The organism is Peribacillus asahii (assembly GCF_003570725.1).
In the GTDB taxonomy this organism is placed as follows: domain Bacteria; phylum Bacillota; class Bacilli; order Bacillales; family DSM-1321; genus Peribacillus; species Peribacillus asahii.
This window is the reverse complement of record NZ_QWVS01000044.1, coordinates 1-19,447: the sequence shown is the minus strand read 5'-3', so window position 1 is coordinate 19,447 and position 19,447 is coordinate 1. Positions and strand designations below refer to the sequence as shown.

General features: G+C 35.3%; 15 protein-coding genes and 1 pseudogene. 15 read left to right on the top strand and 1 reads right to left on the bottom strand.

The window, feature by feature from the left end; genetic code table 11:
- The first annotated feature begins 7 nt into the window (after window positions 1-7).
- The 12 genes from glgA to D1953_RS17705 all read left to right on the top strand — a co-directional run bounded on the left by glgA (window position 8) and on the right by D1953_RS17705 (window position 15,796).
- Window positions 8-1,456: a glycogen synthase GlgA gene (gene glgA / locus D1953_RS17760; protein ID WP_119118504.1), complete on the top strand. Its 1,449-nt coding sequence runs from the start codon at window positions 8-10 to the stop codon at window positions 1,454-1,456.
- Between the two features lie 106 nt (window positions 1,457-1,562).
- The gene (locus D1953_RS17755; protein ID WP_119118503.1) at window positions 1,563-2,318 is read left to right on the top strand and encodes an exodeoxyribonuclease III; all 756 of its coding nucleotides are present in this window, start codon (window positions 1,563-1,565) and stop codon (window positions 2,316-2,318) included.
- 54 nt (window positions 2,319-2,372) lie between these two features.
- Window positions 2,373-2,765: a cytosolic protein gene (locus D1953_RS17750; protein ID WP_119118502.1), complete on the top strand. Its 393-nt coding sequence runs from the start codon at window positions 2,373-2,375 to the stop codon at window positions 2,763-2,765.
- Window positions 2,766-3,076: 311 nt separating this feature from the next.
- Window positions 3,077-3,499 (top strand): hypothetical protein, encoded by a 423-nt coding sequence (locus D1953_RS17745; RefSeq protein ID WP_119118501.1) that lies wholly within the window; start codon window positions 3,077-3,079, stop codon window positions 3,497-3,499.
- A gap of 852 nt (window positions 3,500-4,351) precedes the next feature.
- The gene (locus D1953_RS17740; RefSeq protein WP_182480668.1) at window positions 4,352-5,356 is read left to right on the top strand and encodes a S1C family serine protease; all 1,005 of its coding nucleotides are present in this window, start codon (window positions 4,352-4,354) and stop codon (window positions 5,354-5,356) included.
- A gap of 396 nt (window positions 5,357-5,752) precedes the next feature.
- Window positions 5,753-7,345: a long-chain-fatty-acid--CoA ligase gene (locus tag D1953_RS17735; RefSeq protein WP_119118499.1), complete on the top strand. Its 1,593-nt coding sequence runs from the start codon at window positions 5,753-5,755 to the stop codon at window positions 7,343-7,345.
- 362 nt (window positions 7,346-7,707) lie between these two features.
- On the top strand, window positions 7,708-8,583 hold the full coding sequence (gene galU, locus D1953_RS17730; RefSeq protein WP_119118498.1) for a UTP--glucose-1-phosphate uridylyltransferase GalU: 876 nt from the start codon (window positions 7,708-7,710) through the stop codon (window positions 8,581-8,583).
- A 223-nt stretch (window positions 8,584-8,806) separates the two neighbouring features.
- Window positions 8,807-10,312, top strand: a complete 1,506-nt coding sequence (locus tag D1953_RS17725; protein ID WP_245980226.1) for a glycosyltransferase family 2 protein — start codon at window positions 8,807-8,809, stop codon at window positions 10,310-10,312.
- A 309-nt stretch (window positions 10,313-10,621) separates the two neighbouring features.
- Window positions 10,622-11,776: a cation:proton antiporter gene (locus D1953_RS17720; protein WP_119118497.1), complete on the top strand. Its 1,155-nt coding sequence runs from the start codon at window positions 10,622-10,624 to the stop codon at window positions 11,774-11,776.
- Between the two features lie 375 nt (window positions 11,777-12,151).
- On the top strand, window positions 12,152-12,727 hold the full coding sequence (locus tag D1953_RS17715) for a site-specific integrase (protein ID WP_245980223.1): 576 nt from the start codon (window positions 12,152-12,154) through the stop codon (window positions 12,725-12,727).
- 323 nt (window positions 12,728-13,050) lie between these two features.
- Window positions 13,051-15,186: an ATP-dependent Clp protease ATP-binding subunit gene (locus D1953_RS17710; RefSeq protein WP_119118496.1), complete on the top strand. Its 2,136-nt coding sequence runs from the start codon at window positions 13,051-13,053 to the stop codon at window positions 15,184-15,186.
- 163 nt (window positions 15,187-15,349) lie between these two features.
- Complete coding sequence (locus D1953_RS17705) at window positions 15,350-15,796, top strand: C40 family peptidase (RefSeq protein WP_119118495.1); 447 nt, start codon at window positions 15,350-15,352, stop codon at window positions 15,794-15,796.
- A 232-nt stretch (window positions 15,797-16,028) separates the two neighbouring features.
- On the opposite strand, the gene helD is transcribed toward D1953_RS17705, so the two are convergent.
- Complete coding sequence (helD, locus tag D1953_RS17700) at window positions 16,029-18,314, bottom strand: RNA polymerase recycling motor HelD (protein ID WP_119118494.1); 2,286 nt, start codon at window positions 18,312-18,314, stop codon at window positions 16,029-16,031.
- A gap of 396 nt (window positions 18,315-18,710) precedes the next feature.
- On the opposite strand from helD, the pseudogene D1953_RS17695 reads away from it, so the two are divergent.
- The 3 genes and pseudogenes from D1953_RS17695 to D1953_RS22235 form a co-directional block, all read left to right on the top strand.
- Window positions 18,711-18,940, top strand: a pseudogene (locus D1953_RS17695) (HNH endonuclease).
- A gap of 230 nt (window positions 18,941-19,170) precedes the next feature.
- Window positions 19,171-19,296 (top strand): hypothetical protein, encoded by a 126-nt coding sequence (locus tag D1953_RS22010; protein ID WP_281271573.1) that lies wholly within the window; start codon window positions 19,171-19,173, stop codon window positions 19,294-19,296.
- Window positions 19,297-19,389: 93 nt separating this feature from the next.
- On the top strand, window positions 19,390-19,447 hold a 58-nt coding region (locus tag D1953_RS22235; RefSeq protein ID WP_182480671.1), incomplete at its 3' end, for a helix-turn-helix domain-containing protein.

Genomic DNA, 19,447 nt, shown 5'->3' with positions numbered 1-19,447 from the left:
CATTATTATGCATATATTATTTGCTGCTTCAGAATGTGCCCCATATATTAAAACAGGCGGGCTAGGCGATGTCATTGGAGCACTGCCAAAAGCATTGAAAAAACAACAAACGGGAGTTAGTGTTGTTTTACCAAAGTATGAAGACCTTCCTTTTAAATATAAGCAACAGTTAACCTATATGACGAGTATTGAAGTACCGGTAGGGTGGCGAAAGCAATTTTGCGGGATTGAAAAATTGGTTGACAATGGGATTAATTACTACTTTTTAGATAACGAATACTATTTCAAACGACATGGCAGCTATGGATATTTTGATGATGGAGAGCGATTTGCTTTCTTTTCAAGAGCGGTGTTAGAAGCATTGCCTTATTTAGAAGAAAAACCAGATATTATTCATTGTCATGATTGGCAAACTGGACCGATTAGCGTTTTGTTAAAAAGTCATTTTAGCAATCATCCCTTTTATCGTAACGTAAAAACAGTGTTTACGATACATAACTTACGCTATCAAGGAGTATTTCCTAAGTCAGTGTTATCGGAATTATTGGATTTAAGTGAGTTGTATTTTCATATGGACGCGCTTGAGTTTTATGGAAATGTAAGTTATTTAAAAGCAGGATTAGCTTTTTCTGATTATTTGACAACTGTTAGTCCAAGTTATGCGGGAGAAATACAAACGGGTTATTACGGTGAACAACTTGATGGATTTCTTCGTAAACGAAGCAATCGTCTTCAAGGCATTATTAACGGAGTCGATTATGAAGTGTATAATCCAAGGCTGGATTCCTCCTTATTTAAACCGTATCAAACATACGCAGGAAAAGTGGAGAATAAACGAAAGCTTCAAGAAGACTTACATCTTCCCGTAAATGATGAAATACCCGTTATTTCAATGGTTACTCGTCTCGTTGAACAGAAAGGAATAGACTTAGTTCTTCGTGTCTTTCATGAAATTATGAGTCAACATGTTCAACTTGTTATCCTTGGTACAGGAGATGCTCATTATGAATCTGCACTGCGAGATTTAGCAGCGCAGTATCCGGATAAAGTATCCGTTCAGACGTATTTCGATGAACAATTATCACGACGAATCTATGCAGGTTCTGATTTATTCCTGATGCCATCTCAATTTGAACCATGCGGCATCGGACAATTAATCGCACTTCGTTATGGAACATTGCCGATTGTACGAGAAACGGGTGGGCTTCGAGATACCGTCATTCCTTATAATGAGTTTACAAATGAAGGGAATGGATTTAGTTTCACGAACTATAATGCGCATGATATGCTGTACACGATTGAAAGAGCGGTTAGTTTATACCGTTTTCAACCGAAAAAATGGCAAAATCTTGCCGAAAGAGCGATGAGGTTCGACTATAGCTGGGATGCATCATCACAAGCATATATTAAGTTATATGAATCTTTAGTTGAAACGACAGCGGTTCCTGCCTTTTAAACCAAACATGGGTAGAGTTCAGGCTCTATCCATGTTTGGTTTTTGTTTTCACGATCGTAATCGGATATAGTATAAGAAAAAGATAGCAACAAGGAGAAGACAAAATATGAAATTAGTTTCATGGAATGTAAATGGCATACGAGCTTGTGTAAAGAAGGGATTTTTAGATTATTTTAAAGAAGTAGATGCAGATATTTTTTGTTTACAAGAAACAAAGCTTCAAGAGGGACAAATCGAGCTTGAATTAGAAGGATATCATCAATATTGGAATTATGCTCTTAAGAAAGGGTACTCGGGTACAGCCATTTTCACGAAGCAACAACCTTTATCAGTAAAATATGGTGTAGGTGATGAGCAAGAGGAACCGGAAGGAAGAATTATTACACTAGAATTTGATACGTTTTATATGGTCAATGTGTATGCTCTTAATGCAAAGCGAGATTTATCGCGATTGGATGAGCGCTTAGAGTGGGAAGATAAAATTCGTGCGTATTTAGTTGAGCTCGATGCAGTCAAGCCTGTTGTATATTGCGGCGATTTAAATGTGGCTCATCAATCGCGCGACTTAAAAAATGCTAAATCGAATGTAGGAAATTCGGGATTTACAATGGAAGAACGAGAGAAAATGACAGACTTGCTTGCAGCAGGCTTCCTAGATACATTTCGTTACTTTTATCCAGACAAAGAGGGCGCTTATACGTGGTGGTCTTATATGGCTAAAGTGCGTGAACGTAATATTGGTTGGCGTATTGATTACTTTATTGTATCAGAGCGCTTGCAAAGTCATTTAATAGATGCTGATATACATAGTCATATTCTAGGCAGTGATCATTGTCCCATTGTTTTAGAAATGAACTTGTAAAAATAAAATGGGAGGACATACTAGTAGTATTCTGAAAACTAATGGGAGGTTACGATGAATACTTTTATTGTTGGATTTCATCAAGAAGATAATGTAGATAGCATGCAAGTTCAAAAATTAACAGAAGCTGAATTTGAAAAATCAACAAGTGGTGGAATCCGAAGATTATTCGAACTCGATACGAATATCGGATTTTTCGTATTTTTGGATGCAGAAGATGAGGAAGGGGATGTCTCTCATCTTGTATTGAAGTATGAAGAGGATGAGGAAGATCCATCAGATTTTTATTCATTTTCTCAAAATGATTTTTATGAATTTATGGCGTTATATTTACATGGTATCGATGAATTAGAAGAAGAGGAAGAAAGTGAAGATTATGGTCCAGTTCATCATCTTGCTCATTTACTTCATCATATTGTAGAAGAAGGAAAAGTAGTTAAGCCTTAATGAGGGAGATCAGTATTGTTCAATTGACAAAAAGTCGTCCATGTAGAGACTTTTTGTCAATTTATTCATGATACTAATTAAATGGGATAAGTGAAAAAAGGAGCCATTACCTTATTCAGAGGTAATGGCTCCTAAGTTTTTCTTCCTTGGACTAGGCTAACTGTTTTTAATTTTTAGATATTGTTAATTCGAAATTAAGATACTTGTCAGTGCTAGTTCTAGATGGGCAAATCAATCAATTTTTAGGTTAGTGTACCAGGAAAAAGAAGCCTGAATAAACTGTTTATAAAATAAGAGGAGGTTAACAATGGATGTACCCCTATAATTTTCATAAACCAAGTTGGCATTATTATAATCAGGACCAAAGAGGAATACGTCAACAAGGCGTTTCTTCTTATCTAGATTCAGGTAATATACAAGCAGAAGGATCAACTTCAGAAACACAGGTTCATGGTCATGGGCATGGTAGTATGCCTCATGTGCCTCCTTCTCAAGACATGGGTAACTATGGGCAGGGAGGTAATCAAGGTTATTTATCTTCAGCAAATAATAATAAATCATCAGATCCGCAAAATATGATTCAATTGCTTATTCGTATCGAAAATCAATTAAATCAATTGAATAGGTTAATTACACAGAACAATCAATTGTTACAATCTGTGCATAAACAAGAAGATACTAAATGTATTCAGGCTGGTGCTGGTGGTGGTGGAACCGTTGTTGTAAGGATGTAAGATTTTTGGAACTTTTCATGTCTTTTTAGGAGTATAGCCAACATTCCATGTTTTGCTGGTAGTACCCGTGACAAGTTAAGGAGCCGAATTTCCCTCAAAATAAGAAAACGTCATTCTTTCAGGCAAACACTTGAAAAGGATGACGTTTTTTTCATGGATCTCTCGCTTTCAAAGGAGTTACATCTATTTCCGCAAAAATTACAAGGCCTTCTATCTCCAGTAATTTTATAAGATATCACCAAACAAGATGGTAAGTTCGGAAGCTTATATTGGCCAAATTCAGAAATTACCGACCTGTGTCATTATCCATCGATTAACGTCGGTTGGTTTTCTAGAAAGCTATTAGCCAAGTGACGTTCTTTTACTATAGCTGTCAATTTGGACAGGCTGCAAAACTTCTATTAGATGAGAAAATATATGCATAAACTTACCTTTATATAATAACCAGCAAATAGGACTTTAAGACTGAAAAGTAAGAAGTGACAACACTATTTTATATTTATATTCAAATAAACACCTCGTTAGAATATATTAATACACTTTCAAATGTTAAAATTCATGTATATCTATGTATTTCACCACTAAAAAATGTTTAAGTAATAGTAAACCATATAGAACAAATTCTATTATTAAAATATAATAGTCTAAAAGACTTATATGAAGAAGGTGGTAAACTTGGAATGCCATTCTTGCGGTAATACTATTGAAAGTCGAGGGAATTTTTGTCCACATTGTGGTAAAAAAATTAGAGGATCAAAGCGGATCCCATTTCTTATAATCTTAGCTTTATGTAGTATGACCACTTTTGGCTTTGTATTATGGAACTATTTTTATCCAAATGATTATCAAAAAATGCCTAAAACAACAGCTGTAGTGGATTCAACGAAAATAGAAGAAGAAAAAAAGAAAACAGAAGAAATTAAGGCTGAAACTTTACCTGCTAGTGAAATCACAGAAAAAGTTCAAAAAGATGTCTCTCAAGTGATTGAAGAATCATTACAAAAAGTAGTAACCATCTATACTGAAGCAAGCCAAGGTTCTGGTTTCTTAATTAATGAAAAAGGGGACATATTAACAAATGCCCATGTCGTGGAAGGTTCTATATACGTAACCGTTCAAGATAGTACAAATCATGAATATAGTGAAACCGTGATTGGATACTCAAATAATACGGATGTTGCAGTTGTTAGAGTGCCCGATTTAGCTGGAGGTAACTTTCTTCCCATGGAAACGACTAAAAGTGCTTCACTTGGGGAAGAGGTGCTTGCTTTAGGAAGCCCACTAGGATTGCGTAATACTGCAACTTTAGGCCATATAACAGGAGTGAATCGAAGCTTTTATATTGGGGAACGTGCTTATGAAAATATTTATCAAATGTCAGCACAAATTGCTCCTGGTAGCAGCGGAGGCCCGCTTGTATCCTTAAAGACTGAAAAAGTAATTGCAATTAATTCCGCAAAAATAATGGGGGAGGAATCCATTGGATTTAGTATTCCGATACATTCAATTTATTCATTAATTACAGATTGGATTACCACACCATTATCTGAACAAGAACTAAATAATCTATTTTATAACGATGAGGGCTATTTACATTATCAAGAAGAGCTTGAGAATGGTGATGACTGGTATTTTGATGGAGGAGATTACTCAGATGAGAACAACTCCTACTACGATATTCCAGATGACTGGTACAATGCTTCAGAAGAAGATGGCTACGAATACGAAGAGGAAACAATAGATGAGGAAGATACTTATGAAGAAGAGATTTATGAGGAAGAAACGGAAGAATTTGAAGAAGAGGGGGATGGTGAAATATATAGTGATGATGGATTAGAGGAAGAAGAGACATATTAAAATTATTTAGAGGTAAAAGCTAAAACGCTTTGATAGAAGAAAGAACATTCCAAGGGAATGAGAAAACTTTTATCAAAGCGTTTTTTATTATATTTGTAAGTATTTTACAATTGTAATTAAATCAAGATTGCAAGATATATAATAAGTACTTTTTTATAAATATAGTATAAATAGGATTTGTAGTAAAAATATTGTAAAAATATCTAGTATATGGTATTATTTTGACAATGAAGCTTCTAAACAATGTATCAACCTTTGTTAGAGTACGGGCCCGTAGAAAGAAATAATTATCTACTTAACTTTTACATATGGACTGATAACTGTTATTTCGAAAAAATGGAATATTATTATAAAAAGAATTCAGTAAATTCAAATTTTTAAAATGGAGTGAAGAATATGAACGTACCATTAGTATTGCCGCGGTTTCTAGACCGAGCAGTTGCTTTATATGGAGATAAAGAAGCAGCTTATTGTGATGATAGAGTATTTACATATCGAGAAATAAATGAAAGAGTAAATAGACTTTCACATGGTTTACAAGATCTTGGAATTAAAAAAGGAGATCATGTTGCTTACTTAGCATCGAATACAGTGGAAATGTTTGAAGGATTTTATGGCGTGTATCAGCTTGGCGGGATTATGGTTCCTCTTAATATTCGATTAAAGCCTGAAGATTACTTATTTATTTTAAACCATAGTGAGTCTAAAGTATTATTTGTTGACCAAGATTTATATGATTTTATTGTACCAATTAAAGATCGATTAGAAACGGTTGAGCATATTATTGTTCATTATAAAGACAAGGAAACTCCTGAAATCGATTATGATGCTTGGCTAGAAAGGTATTCTGCTGATGCTTTCAATCGTGCTGAGTTAGATGAGAATGATGTATGCAGCCTTCTATATACAAGTGGTACAACAGGAAATCCAAAGGGTGTCATGTTAACGCATCGCAATAATTATCTTCATGCCCTAAGTACTATGCATCACTTCCGTATTACAGACCGTGATGTATACTTACATGTTTTACCGATGTTCCATGTGAATGGTTGGGGTACACCATTTTCCTATACAGCAAACGGGGCTACTCATGTTTTTCTTAGAAAAGCTACTCCAGCGGCTATTCATAATCTAGTGAAAGCTCGTAAAGTAACGGTTTTAAACATGGCTCCAACTGTATTAAATGCTTTACTAGAGCATCATGCGAAGAATCCTGTTGAATTCGAGCAAGATGTCCGTACTTTCATTGCCGGATCAGCGCCGCCACCTGCATTTGTTACACGTGTTGAACAGGAATTAGGATGGGAATTCATTCAAATTTATGGAATGACTGAATGTTCCCCAGTAAGTGCGATTTCCAGAATCCGATCATCATTACCTGAATTATCACCATCAGAACAGGCTAAAGTGAAGGCTAAAGCAGGGTATCCAATGATTGGTTGTGAGCTTAAAGTTGTTGATGAAAACGGAGAAGAAGTTGCTCATAATGGAAAAGAAATAGGTGAAGTTGTATACAGAGGACATGGTACGATGTTAGGCTACTGGAAGAATGAAGAAGCAACAATGGAAACCATTCGAAACGGCTGGCTTCATACAGGGGATATGGCGACAATCGACGAAAATGGATATATTGATATTGTTGATAGAAAGAAAGATGTAATCATCAGTGGTGGAGAGAATATTTCTTCTATTGAAGTAGAAGGAGTATTATATGAGCACCCAGCTATTCTTGAAGCTGCTGTTATCGCTGCTCCTCATGAAAAATGGGGCGAAACTCCACATGCTATTGTTGTTTTAAAAGAAAATCAACATGTCACTGAAGAAGAAATTATTAAGTTCTCAAGAGAACGATTAGCACACTTTAAAGCAGTAACAGGAGTTACATTCGTTGAAGAGCTCCCTAAAACAGCATCTGGAAAAATTCAAAAAGTTCATCTTCGTAATGATCATTGGAAGGCTCAAGGCAAAGGTGAACGTTTGGTGAATTAAAAGCAATATGATGAAAGTCGATCATTTTATGGTCGGCTTTTTTATTGTGGTAATTTACCATAATTACATTTAATGGTAAAAAGTGGTTGACTTGTTCTTTATATAGAACTAAAATGGATGGTGTAATCATTATTTTTCTAAACCTTGGTTTGTTATTATGGTATTTGCACTTTCTCTTTAATAAATTCCTGACATAAAAAAGGTTATATTTAATAATATTAATCAAATACATAGTACTTAATATAAGACTACTATATATTTATTTTAACAATTGAATAAACGCCACTACACTTCTTGGAATTATTACACTACAAAAAGTAACTGGATGCTAAATAATATTTCTAAGAAAGGTTTGATAAAATATGGCGAAAGTAAAAAAAGCTATCATACCTGCAGCTGGACTTGGAACGAGATTTTTACCGGTTACGAAGGCTATGCCGAAAGAAATGCTACCAATTGTAGATAAGCCAACAATTCAATACATTGTTGAAGAAGCGATTGATTCAGGAATTGAAGATATTATTATAGTAACAGGTAAAGGTAAGCGTGCTATTGAAGACCATTTTGATAATGCTTTTGAACTTGAAAACAATTTAATGGAGAAAAGTAAATTTGAATTATTGGAAAAAGTTCAAGCTTCTTCTAAAGTAGATATTCACTACATTCGACAAAAAGAGCCAAAAGGATTAGGTCATGCCGTATGGTGTGCAAGAAAATTTATTGGCAATGAGCCATTTGCCGTTCTTCTTGGTGACGATATTGTTCAAGCTGAAACTCCTTGCTTAAAACAGTTAATAAATGAATATAATAAAACGCTTTCTTCTATAATTGGAGTACAGACTGTTCCTGATGATACGACCCATCGTTACGGAATTATAGACCCAAGCAATCAAATAGGAAGACGGTACGAGGTATATAACTTTGTTGAAAAACCTAAAAAAGGAACGTCGCCATCTAACTTAGCCATTTTAGGGCGTTATGTCTTTACACCGGAAATATTTATATTTTTAGCGGAACAAGAAAAAGGGACGGACGGGGAGATTCAATTAACGGATGCTATTCAAAAATTAAATAAAATTCAACGAGTTTTCGCCTATGACTTTGAAGGGAAGAGATATGATGTGGGGGAAAAATTGGGTTTTATCCTAACTACAATTGAGTTTGCCCTAAAGGATGAAACACTTAAAGGTGAAGTAGTGCAATTTCTAGAGAATTTAATAGAAAAACAAAAAATGTAAGTGTCGCTATTTTAAATAGGGAGGGTTCAGGGTGAATTGTGTGAATTGTCAAATAGATTCGAAAGAAAAATGCTTGTATTTAAGTTTAATAGCTGATTTCTAGCTTGGAGGGTAAAGAATGGAGAAGAATACTTTTCCTGTTTTAGATGTAAACGATGAAGGCCTTTTTACTGTTCAGGATATTGATACTGAGAATACTTTCTCGACTTTCCCTGTTTTAGATATGAGCACTGGGAGCATCCTTCCTGTTTCAGGTATAAGGAATACATATATGAAACCAAGGATTGTTGCTTTTATTCCAGCACATAATGAAGAGAAATCAATTCGTGATTGCTTATGTGGTTTAGCAGATCAAACGTTACCGAAAGATATTGAACTAGATGTAATTGTTATTGCAGATAATTGTACAGATCAAACAGAAGAAATAGCAAAACAAACGGGGGAGGAATTCAAACTAAATTTGACAGTTTTAACAACGAAAAATAATAAACTGCGAAAGGTAGGAGCGTTAAATACAGCATGGAAATATGTTTACGGTGATGTTCTAGATTTATATGATCAAAAATTAACTCCATATCAGCAATTTTATAAGAAATCAGTTAAAGCTATACTTGGTATGGACGCAGATAGTCGATTGGCACCGAAGGCATTACTTCATTTGTGGGAAGGACTAAGAAGTTCTCGAAATATTGGCGGCGTAATGGCTAAGTACACAATGAGGATGCCAAAAAAGAAAAGTTTAATTCCAAAAGACGATGTCAATTATGAAGAGTTGATTGCAAGTGGTGAGTATGGAGGACCGATTGCACGGTGGTGGACGCATCAACAAAAACAAGATATGGCAAGCTGGTTATTAAATCTTCAATATCATGGTGGAAGTACGTATGTACTTGGAGGTCAAGCAACATTGTTTCGGCCAGAGGCATTACAGGACGTTGTAGATGAAAATAGGTTAGACGGTCCTTGGCAAAATGACAGTGATGTTGAGGATATGTTATTAACCTGGCAATTGCAAAAATCAAAATGGAAAACGTTAATTAGTCCAAAAGCACGTTGCTTTGTTGATTCTATGAGGTCATACCATACTTTCCGGCAACAGCGAAATAAATGGAAATCAGGAACCGTTGAATTATTAACAAATAGTGATTTAGAAGTAAAAACTAGACACAAAGGAAAGCTATGGCGGGAACAAATAAAAACATTTATGGAACTTATTATTCGGGTTTTATTTGTTACATTACTTGTTACAGCTTTAGCGATAGATCAGTTTTATTGGTCTTGGATATGGATTATTCCTATTGTTTTAGCATCTGTTCTAAATACTATACTTGCTCTTAAGACTCCGATGCATAGACCGATAGATGTTATATTGGCGGGTCTGCTTATTAGTCCTGAAATATATTTGTGGGTCAATTTGATTACGTTTGGCCAGGTATGGTTAGATAAACTATCTGCACATAAAAAAGATGGTTGGGCAAATCAATATAATGCTGAGAGCGGCAAGACAAGTAGTAAGCTTATCCAAGGTATTATAATGTTTTTTCTTCTTATTGTAATAGGAGTCTTTGCATGTCTGCATTTTAGAGACTATTTAACAAGTAATTCTGTTCAAATGTCTGTTTACCCTTATTTAATGACAGGGTGGGTAATATTAACTTTCTTAACTATTATAGCATCATTAATTATGCTCTATCAGATTTGGACACTGAGAGGTCGACATACAGCATAAGTAAAAAATTTAATCCCCTCTCGTTTACGGAATGAATAGTAATATGAGAGTTAAGGGAAAATACTAAACGCTTATTTTACTCAAATATCGATGAAACATTCATTATTCCACAAAGAATGAGAATATCTTTACATTCCCTCTTAATTTATAAAAATCCAATTCTACTAAAAAAATTTTATTTATTGATAAAATTACTCCCATTTATACAAAAACTATGTTAATATTAAGAAAAATGAATAAAAAGCAACAAATTGGAGGAGCCTGTCACTAACGGGCTCTTTTTGCGTTTTTTTAAGGGGGGAAAGGAATTTGGAACTATATCTTCAGCTATTCATTGTTATCATTGCGACGAAGCTTGCAGGAGTTATTTCAGTTCGTTTTGGGCAGCCTTCGGTATTGGGGAAACTCATTATCGGGGTCATTATTGGGCCGGCTGTGTTAGACTGGGTACAAAATACCGAGGTTATTGAGGCATTAAGTCATATTGGGGTTCTATTATTAATGTTTATTGCCGGTTTAGAAACGGATTTAAAAGAACTGAATAATAATAAAACGTCATCATTGACCGTTGCGTTTGGTGGAGTTATTCTACCGTTAATTGGCGGATACTTCTCAGGACTTGCTGTTGGCATGGATCAACACCATGCGATTTTCCTCGGTCTATTGCTTTGTGCAACTTCGGTTAGTATTTCGGTTCAAACGTTTAAAGAACTTGGGCAGCTTCAAAGCCGAGAAGGAACGACTGTGTTAGGTGCGGCGATTGCTGATGATATTATTGTTGTTGTTGCTTTAGCATTTATGATGAGTTTCTTAGTCGGTGACGATGTAAACCTTGGTGCTGTTATCGGCGGGAAAGTAGTGTTCTTTGCTATTATAGCTTTACTGGCATGGAAGGTTGTTCCGTTTATGATGAGCAAGCTTGGAAGAATTAAAATTACTCAACCAGCTATGAGTATCGCGCTGGGAATTTGCTTCTTGTTCGCTTATATTTCAGAATATTTCGGCGTGGCTGGTATTATCGGTGCCTTTGCGGCGGGGATTGCAATTGCTCAAACTGAATTTAAAGAAGAAGTGGAAAGAAAAATTGAACCAATTGCTTATACGCTGTTCGTACCGGTTTTCTTTGTTAGTATTGGACTAACTGTTACGTTCGATGGTTTTCTAGATAACATTTTCATCATTATTGGCTTATCATTAGTGGCCATTTTTACAAAATTAATTGGTGCTGGAATAGGTGCTAGGATTACGGGGTTCAATACTCGTTCTTCCATTACCATTGGAGCGGGAATGATTTCACGAGGAGAAGTTGCTCTTATTTTGGCAACGCTCGGGTTAAGTGAAAATTTACTAGCTCCTGAATATTTCACAACTATTATTATCGTCGTAATTGTAACGACTCTTGTAACACCGCCATTGTTAAAATATTTTATCAGTAAACAAGAAGATAATAAAAAAGCAGCTTAATGAAAATCCTGAAAGAAGATTCGAATCTTCTTTCAGGATTTTTTTGATAAAATAAAAACGATTATATAAAATCCTAAAGAAAAATGGCCTCCATAATTCCGTTTTAAGGCTGTTGTTTTTTGATTTGCTAGTCATTTCCTCCCGAACATCTTAAAATGCAAATTTGACGATTTAAATGAGGTTTAAGGAAACTTTTGATTTTTTGCTATTTTGCGATGTTTGTTTTCATAATATTCCGAATGTAACAAAGAACCTGTATTGATACATTCAAAATCCTATTAAATCAATGGTTTCAGCGATTTCATTTTTTAAAAAACTTAGCGTTTTTTTCATACATACATTACAATAAAAGAAGGGGGAAGGGGGCGTGGTTATATGATGCACACAACTTCGAAAAAAATAAAAAACGTCCAGCCGATTCGCAGGCTAGATCAAATAGAAGGTATGAAAAAAGCGTTACTCAAATATTGCAGCTATCGGGATTATATGATGTTTACGATTGGGATTAATATTGGACTTCGAATTGGGGACTTGTTGCAATTGCGTGTTAAAGATGTATTGGATGGTACACATATTGTGATTGTCGGACAAAAAACAGAGAAGATTAAACGCTTCCTCATTAATCCACAATTGCGAAAAGAAGTGAAGAAATATGTACGAAAAACGAAATTGAAAAGTGATGATTATTTATTTCCGAGTCGAAAAGGAGCGGGGCCGATTACGAGGGTACAAGCATATCGTGTGCTTAACAAAGCAGCGGAGATGGCTGATGTCCCAGATGTAGGAACACATACCCTTCGAAAAACATTTGGTTATCTACATTATCAAAGGTTTAAAGACCTTGCTTTATTACAACAGATTCTCAATCACTCCAATCAAAAAGATACGATGATTTATATCGGACTCACTCAAGACTTGATGGATGAAACGTTAATGGATTTTTATTATTAATCAAGTTGCAACGAAAAAACATTACCAACATATGTGAGTGATGTTTTTCGTTTATATCAAATTTTTAAGAGAGAGAAAGCTGTTCGTGAAGGAACGCAGGAACATCATTCGCATCGCTCATCCTAAGTTTAGAGAACAATTAACTGCTGAAGCTAAAAAAATGGGGTATCTATTATAAGGAAAGTGCCGGCGCGCTTGTGGGTCGGTTTTAAAATTTTTTTGAACAAATATCTTGAAAGTCAAAAAAGGTCAAGGTATAATAGTCTCGAAGGTCAAAGTTAGTCAAAGTCAAATCTGATCTTGATTATAAGGAGGAGTACTCAATGAAATGTGAAAAATGCAAAGTGAATCAAGCAAATGTTCAATTTCGCATAAATCTAAATGGTCAACAACATGATTTAGCATTGTGCTCCGTTTGTTATAAAGAAGAACGTAATAAATTAGGAGCTGCTATGGGAGGTATGAATATGGGGAAATTCCCGACAAATGATGATTTATTTTCATCCTTCATGCAACAGCCATTTCATAAAAATAGTTCTATTCCATCACAAACAGAAGGTGGTAATAGAGGAGGGTTACTTGACGAGTTCGGTCGTAATTTAACTGATGCAGCAAAAGCTGGATTAATTGATCCTGTCATCGGTCGTGATGAAGAAGTAAAACGTGTGATTGAAATATTAAATAGAAGAAACAAAAACAATCCTGTGTTAATTGGTGAACCTGGGGTCGGTAAAACAGCAATTGCAGAAGGGTTAGCTTTAAAAATTGCAGAAGGAAAAGTACCCGCAAAATTGCAATCTAAAGCAGTCTATATGCTGGATGTTGCTTCTCTTGTTTCAAATACTGGAATTCGCGGTCAATTTGAAGAGCGAATGAAACAGCTTATTGCTGAATTACAAGAGAGAAAAAATGTAATTCTTTTTATTGATGAAATTCATCAATTAGTAGGCGCTGGTTCAGCAGAAGGGTCTATGGATGCCGGAAATATTTTAAAACCAGCTTTAGCAAGAGGCGAATTACAACTAGTTGGTGCGACGACACTTTCTGAATATCGCCAAATCGAAAAAGATGGAGCGTTAGAACGACGATTCCAGCCTGTTCAAGTGTCAGAACCGACACCAGAAGAAGCCCTTACTATTTTAAAAGGGTTACAAGAACGTTATGAAGCATATCATAGTGTCACTTATAGTGAAGAAGCACTTAAAGCAGCTGTTGAACTTTCACATCGTTATATTCAAGATCGCTTTCTTCCAGACAAAGCGATTGACTTAATCGATGAAGCCGGTTCTAAACTTAATTTAACAATTGAAGGAATTGAAGAGGAACAGGCGAAAGCTCGTTTAGCTCAAATTTATAAAGAAAAAGAACAAGCATTGAAAGAAGAAGCCTATGAAAAAGCCGCTACTTTACGCGATGAGGAAGAGAAATTAGAAAAAATGCTTCAATCAGGCGTAGATGTAGAAAAACCAATGGTAACGGTTGAAGATATTCAAGCAATCATCGAACAAAAAACAGGTATTCCAGTTGGTAAGCTTCAAGAAAATGAGCAAGAAAAAATGCTTCATTTACAAGAGGCATTAGCGAAAAAAGTAATTGGTCAAGGTGAAGCCGTTCAAAAAGTAGCGAAAGCTGTACGAAGAAGTCGAGCTGGATTGAAATCGAAGCATCGCCCAATTGGTTCCTTCCTCTTCGTTGGACCTACAGGTGTCGGTAAAACAGAATTATCGAAAGCGTTAGCCGAAGAATTATTTGGATCTAAAGATGCAATGATTCGTTTCGATATGAGTGAATACATGGAGAAACATAGTGTTTCTAAATTAATTGGTTCTCCTCCAGGTTATGTAGGTCATGAAGAAGCGGGACAATTAACAGAAAAAGTACGTCGTAAACCGTATAGCATTATTTTATTAGATGAAATTGAAAAGGCGCATCCTGAAGTGATGAATCTATTCTTGCAAATTTTAGATGATGGACGGTTAACAGATAGTCAAGGTCGTACAGTAAATTTCAAAGATACAGTCATTATTATGACAAGTAATGCTGGGGTAACAGAAAAACGCAAAGAAATGGGATTCTTAAAAAATACAACCGTTACCGAAGCGAACATTTTACAATCACTTGGAAACTTCTTTAAGCCAGAGTTTTTAAATCGCTTCGATAGTATTATTGAATTTTCTGCGTTACAAAAAGAAGATTTATTACAAATTGTCGAGCTTATGTTACAAGATCTTTACACAACACTTGATGCACAGCAACTATTATTAGAAGTAACGGATGCTGCAAAAGAAAAATTAGTCGAACTTGGATACAACCCATCGTTCGGGGCTCGTCCACTTCGTCGTGTTATCCAAGAACAGCTAGAAGATGGTATAGCAGACTTTATTTTCGAACAACCAGAAGTGAAATCTTTCAAAGCGATTGTTGAGAATGAAAATGTAAAAATTGTCGAAATGGAATAGTATGTATCGAATACCTCCTGATTTCCAGGAGGTATTTTTTATGTAATAAGGTCATATTTGTCTCTTCTTGTAATACTTTGTCTATAAATTGTAATATTCCTGTGAAGTAAGCGAAAAAAAGTTTTCGTATAATACAAGTATGAAATTGATGTAGGAGGTATGTATGCTAAAGAAAATCATTGTTGGATTGTTGTTCATTGTCACATTGAGTATCGGAATTACTTTAAATGAAGATAAAGCAGAAGCTGCAACATATCATACTAAAGCAATCTCTGTAGCCAAAAGTCATCTAGGCGTAAAATATAAATGGGGCGGCATTTCACCAAGTGGATTTGATTGCTCCGGACTTGTGAAATATGCATATGGTAAACAAGGCAAAACATTACCGCGAACGGCTGCGGAAATGTACAAGAAGGGGAAAAAAGTAAGTTCATTACAAAAAGGGGACTTAATGTTCTTCGCTCCAAACAAAGCATCAAGACCGACCCATGTAGCCATTTATGTAGGAGATAATCAATTTATTCATTCTTCTTCTTCAAAAGGTGTTTCTTATGCTAAAACAAGTAATAGTTACTGGAAACCTAGATATATTGGAGCCAAACGGATTTAATACATAATATTTTCATACATAAATAGAAATCATCAAAAAGGCGGGCTGTCTAAACCCGTCTTTTTGATGATTTTTCCACATTTAATGTAAGTCCGTATTCAAACAATCAAGACATATAAAAGAGCAGTGCCTTTTGGTACGAAAAGTTAATAACGTGAATGATCAACCTAAAAATCGGCAGCAGCATATAACATAACCTTGTTTTAAAAATCAAGGCAAAGTGGTGGATATATTATAGCAATTCAAACGTCTCTCTTGCGGCTTGTTCAATAAAAGTGCATGGTTCATCTTCTGTCATCATGACCAGCATATGCATAGCTCTAGAACAAGCAGTATAGAAAAGTGTTCTATCTGATTCAAGGGCGTAGTGTTGTTTAGATGCATTTGGAATAATAACAGCATCAAACTCAATTCCTTTAGCCAAATAAACTGGAAGTACGAGCAATCCTTTTTCAAATGAATATGTTTGCTCATTTATTTGTTTGACGGATATTTTATGCTGTAATAAATGATAAATCATAGTACTTTCTTGTAATGTCTTACATATGATAGCGATTGTTTCATATCCTTTATCAAGCAGTTCTTTTACGTTTGCACTCAAGGTCTCTGCTATATCAGCCTTATTACTTAATGTTATCAGCTTTGGTTTTTCTCCTTCGCGTTCAAACGGTTCGATTAACTCTTTACCTGGAGCAAAGTATTTAGTGAACTCAACAATTTGCTTAGTAGAACGATAACTTTTGGTCAGAGTAATTCTTTCTTGATTTTTCTCCAGTTCTTCAGGAATAAGCGGGTTTGCCGTTGTAGCGTAGGTGTATATGCCCTGATTAACATCTCCTAGTATGGTCATTCTTGTATACGGAAAGATGTACTTTATATAAGCAAACTGAAATGCGGAGTAATCTTGAACTTCATCGATAAACAAATGACGGACGGATTGATTTGTATGATTCCCTAGCAAGCGGTCTTTAAAATATGAATATGGTGCAGCATCTTCCCACGTCAAAAACTTGTGAGATAGATTGGCTTCTGTATGAACAGAAATTTCTTTCCAATCTTCTGGTTTTTCTTCAAACTCTCCCTTCGTGAAAAGCTCACGGTAAGTTGCTAAGATATGGACAAACTCCAATTGCTTCACACGCCTTTTAATTGGGGAGAAATACTTGTTTACGACTTCTGATCGGAGAAATTTTTCTTCTCTGTCAGGATCATCTTCGTCTTCTTTTTGACTTTTGTAATAGGCCTTCATATAGTCTTCTTTATCTAATAACTCTATTTTCTCTGTAACCCAGTCTTTCTTTTTTTCCGCCTTCTGCTGTTTATATATTTCTTTTAGCAACCATTTCGAAACAAGTTCCATTCTATTAGGAATTGCGATTTCTTGATCTAAAGAATAAAAATAATCACGAATTTGTTCTTTTGAAATAAGAATCTGTTTACGGAACGTCAGATTTTTAAAGCGGATTCCGCCATATTTTAATCGAGAAATATATTCATCCAACATATGTTTAAAGTCTAATCTTGATTTAAAGTCGATGTTTTTTAAACGAACTGCATAATCTTTACTATCCATTTTTGTAAGAGTATATTCTATTTGTTCAAAAGGTGATTCAATCCTAATATCATTTTCTATTCCCTTTTTCAAGAAGTCCAATAAAGTCGTTTGGTTAATATTTGTTTCTCCTAACTCAGGTAGTACATTGGAAATATAGCTCGAAAATAAAGGGTTGGGTGAAAAGAGAAGAAGGTTATTAGCAGTTAACTTTTCTCGAAAGCGGTACATTAAGTAGGCGATACGTTGTAAAACAGCAGACGTTTTTCCGCTTCCAGCTACCCCTTGTACGATTAAGAGACTGCTTCGTTCATTTCTAATAATTTTGTTTTGTTCCTTTTGAATAGTTGCTACAATGCTTTTCATTGCTGTACTCGCATTATTTCCAAGTGCTTGCTGGAGAAGTTGGTCACCTATTGTAACTCCAGTATCAAACATGCCTTCAATTAAGCCATGTCTTATAATGAACTGTCTCTTCAAGGTCATTTCCCCTGTTATCGTTCCTTGCATCGTCTCATATTGTGCCTTACCAGGAGAATAATCATAGTACAGACTGGAAATAGGCGCACGCCAATCATAGATTAGAAAGTTTTCCTCATTATGATCCATCAAGGAAGCAATGCCGATATAAATCTGTTCCTCTTCATTTCCTGGATTTTCGATAAAATCAATTCTCCCAAAATAAGGGGAGTCCTTTAGCTTATTTAATGTTTTTAGTTCTTCGCCAACTTTTCCATGAAATCTTTCTCGTTCCGATAATAGCTCGGCCTGCTGTTTCAGACTAGCTTGTGTTTCAATTACATCATCTGGCTCATCCAAATTGACCGTGACATCTTCCCAAAAGTTTTTACGAAGACCAATGATACTTTCTTTTAACTCAGTAGCCTTGGAATATAACTTGTTCTTTTTGTAGTCAATTTCACGGATGACATCATTAATTCGGTGTTGTTCAGTTTCACGATTCATTACATCAGCCCCGTTCTATATGCTTTTGTTTTCATTACATAAAATAACAAAAGTGGAAACTTGGTTATTCTATCACATGCAGATATTTACAACAACCCTATTTGCAGATTTGATTCGTTTAATCGTTAATATGTTAGACATCCTACCTTCAAATCCCTTGTTCAATAGAAACTCTTCTGTTTTGATTCATATAAAGAGAATATTCGTATCAAACTAATAATGTTTTATATCAAAGAGAGATTTGTTACTGTCGGAAATACTGGTTATTTTTTGAAAAATAAAGCATCTAGAACACTATGTTTAAGTTTTTAATCTATTTTTCGGTTTTTGTAACGAAGATGTTCAAATAAGTGCTTATATACAGATTGATTAATGAATAAAGCATAGGAGGAAAAAATAGTGGGGGTCTGTGAACTTTGTGGTCGTAATGGAGTGGAAACAACGGTTCATCATCTACTTCCAAAAGAGATGTGGGAGGGACATTTGAATCAACCGCAAAATTATGTATACCTTGTCATAAACAAATACATGCCCTCTACACGAATGAGGAAATCGCTGCACGTTTAACAACGTTGCGTGAGATGAGGGAAGATGAAAAACTCTCACGTTTTATTAAATGGCTGTGAAAGCAACCGCCTACTAAATTAATGAAAATAAAAAAATCGAATGAACGGAAAGCAGAAGGGTAGATAAAAACATATATGTTGCAACCGTATATTTTTGTATACTACTGGTAAGCATGTCGGGTTATATACCCTATAAAAGCCTATAGCTGGTGCCTTTTAAAAGATACATGTTTTATCAAAAAACAGGCGAGAATACCCCTTCCTCAAGGAATGTGAAGGGTGATAGCCCGATGAGTAGGGAGGGGATGAATCGCCTTCTGATTGGGATGGCTTACTTGCCATCTCGATTGTCCGACTGTTGGTTGAATCATAAGAAAATGACGATGATAGGAGTACCATCTCCTTTGTCCTTCTGATTAGTGACTCTTTCATAAAAAAGGGAACTGATGTTTGTATCCTGGAGTTTATATATGGTATAATAAGGTAAATGGTGAAGGAGGTGCTCAACCATGTTCATCCACAAAGCCTTTAAATTTCGCTTATACCCTAATCAGAAACAAATGGAAC